2 protein-coding genes are annotated in these 2,558 nt (G+C 74.1%); one reads left to right on the top strand and one right to left on the bottom strand.

The features are described 5' to 3' along the window. Positions 1-788, bottom strand: a 788-nt coding sequence (locus G3I65_RS35250) for a histidine kinase (RefSeq protein WP_160699936.1), incomplete at its 3' end; no start/stop codon positions are given. Positions 789-956: 168 nt separating this feature from the next. Between G3I65_RS35250 and G3I65_RS35255 the strand changes: the two genes are divergently transcribed. Beyond that, positions 957-2,399, top strand: coding sequence for a glycosyltransferase family 39 protein (locus G3I65_RS35255; RefSeq protein WP_309235888.1), 1,443 nt, complete (start codon positions 957-959; stop codon positions 2,397-2,399). Positions 2,400-2,558: the final 159 nt, after the last annotated feature.

A 2,558-nucleotide genomic window follows, 5' to 3' on the forward strand; every position in this document is an offset into this window, starting at 1 on the left:
CGCGCGCCCCCGACTTCGGTCCCGTTGCGCAGCACGCCGACCAGGTCGCGCAGCTCGTCGAGCGCCTGGGCGCCCTCACGCCGGATGTCCTCGGCCGCCGTCCGCACGGCCGGCTCGGCCGACGTCACGCCGAGCGCGCCGGCGTGCAGCACCATCAGGCTGAGCCGGTGCGTGACGACGTCGTGCATCTCGCCCGCGAGCCGTCGCCGTTCCTCCGCGCGGGCCTGCTCGGCGAGCAGGTGCTGTTCGCGCTCGGCCCGTTCCGCGCGGTCGCGCAACGACTGCAGCAGCTGGCGCCGCGCCTCGAAGTACAGCGAAACGAGCGCCGGCAGCGCCGTGCTGAGCAGCCCGAACGGCGTCACCGCCCAGTCCGGCGTCCACGGCCGCGACGCCACGACGGCCAGGATCCCGGCCACCCACAGCACGGTCCGCCGGTCCAGCACCCGCGCCGCCTGCGACAGGATCACCGGCGTGATTGTCGGGACGGTCAGCAGCGCGAGCGGGTGCAGCGGCACGAGCAGGCCGGGTGCGAAGACGTCGGACGCGAGCATCCCGAACGCGACCGCGGTGACGAAGGCGCACACCTGGACCGGGAACCGGAACAGCAGCACCAGGCTGAAGTCGCAGACCACCTGCAGCACCAGGCCGGCCGCCGGGCCGAGCGCGCCCGTCGTCCGGTCGCCGAGCGCGAAGAAGAGCGCGTTCATGCCGGAGAATGCGAACGCCGCGAAGAACAGCCAGCAGGCGTCGGAGCGGCTCGGCCACAGCGGCCGCCGGGCGGTGGTCACGCGGTCACGGTAATCGCCGGACGGGTTCGCCGCGCCCGGATCACAACCAAAGTTGCGCCTCGCGCCGGGTGCTCGCAACGTTCGTCGCCGCGATCACCTCCCTCGTCCGGTTTCGCCGGGCCCCCGCGGACCGGTGGACTGGGGACACCGAAGGCGAGGGGGAGAACGGTGACTGTTCTGACGCGACCGAAGACGGCGTTCGCCGCGGGCCCGGTGCTCGTCGTGGCCGGCCTCGCCGGGCTCGCGCTGCTGCTGACCAGCGGGCGCTACGCCGGCGGGTTCGACGAGCTGTACTTCCTGGTGGCCGGTCGAGATCACCTGGACTGGGGGTATTTCGACCAGCCACCGCTCATCCCGGCGCTCGCGGCGGCGATCGACTGGCTCGCGCCGGGTTCGCTCGTCGCGCTGCGCCTGCCGATGACGCTGGCCGCGGCCGCCGGGGTGGTCGTCACGGCGCTGATCGCCCGCGAGTTCGGCGGCGGCCGCGGCGCCCAGGTGCTCGCGGCGGGCTGCTACGCGACGTCCGGCATCGTCGTCGCGAGCCACTGGCTGGCCACGTACGTGCTCGACCCGTTCCTCTGGACGGTCGTCACGTGGCTGCTGGTCCGCTGGACCCGCACGCGCCGCGACGGCCTGCTGGTGTGGGCGGGCGTCGTGACGGCGGTGTCGCTGGAGACGAAGTTCCTGATCCCCGCGTTGTGGGCGGCGGTGCTGCTCGCCGCGTGGTGGCTGGGGCCGCGGGAGCTGCTCACCCGGCCGAAGCTCTGGCTGGGCGCGGCGATCGCCGTCGTGGCCACGTTGCCGACGCTCGGCTGGCAGGCGGCGCACGGCTGGCCGTACACCCACATGAGCGACGTCGTCGCGGCGGAATTCCCCGGCTGCGGCAGCTTCGCGCGCGACGCGCTCCTCGGCGCCGGGATCGGCGCGGGCGTGCTCGCGCTGGGGTACGGCGTCTGGCGGCTGCTGCGGTCGCCGGAACTGCGGCCGTACCGGTACCTCGGCGTCGCGGCGCTCGGGGTGGCGGTGGCCGTGCTGGTGCTGCACGGGCGGGCGAACTACGTCATGGGGCTGTACGCGGTGCCGTTCGCGGCCGCGGCCACCGAGCTGACCCGCCGGAACCTGCTCCGCTGGTGGAAAGCCGTGGTGTGGCCGGTGTTCGCGCTGTCGGCGGTGGTCACGCTGGCCGCGTTGCCGGTCTGGCCGGCGACGGCGCGGACGTCGTACGGGCCGTTCCTGCTCGGCAGCGCGTTCGCGCAGGGGGAGCTGCCGCAGCAGGAACTGGCGAAGGCGATCGGGCAGGCGTACGCGGCGCTGCCGGCCGACGTCCGGGCGCGGACCGCGGTGTACGCCGAGATCTACCCGTTCGCGGCGGTGACGGAGTTCTACGGTGCGCCGTACGGTATCCAGCGTGTCTACAGTGGACACCGCGGGTACTGGTACTTCGGCCCGCCACCGGAGTCGGCGGACGCGGTGCTGTTCGCGGGCTTCGACCCGGGGCAGCTGCGGCCGTACTTCGCGCGCGAGACGACGGTGGCCGACGGGCTGCTGTGGGAATACGACGGCCGGACGGCGCCGTGGCGGGACATCTGGCCCGCGCTGAAGCGGCAGTGAGGAGAACGACGATGCTTTCCCTGCCCGCACGGGCGTACCTGCTCGCCTGCGACACCCGGCGCGACCGGCTGCCGGACCGCGAGCGCGTCGCGCTGCTGGTGCGCGCGGCGGCGCTGACGGACCTGGTGCTGCGCGGCCTGATCGCCGACGACGACGGCC

It is taken from the genome of Amycolatopsis sp. SID8362, assembly GCF_010550475.1.
Lineage (GTDB): Bacteria > Actinomycetota > Actinomycetes > Mycobacteriales > Pseudonocardiaceae > Amycolatopsis > Amycolatopsis eburnea.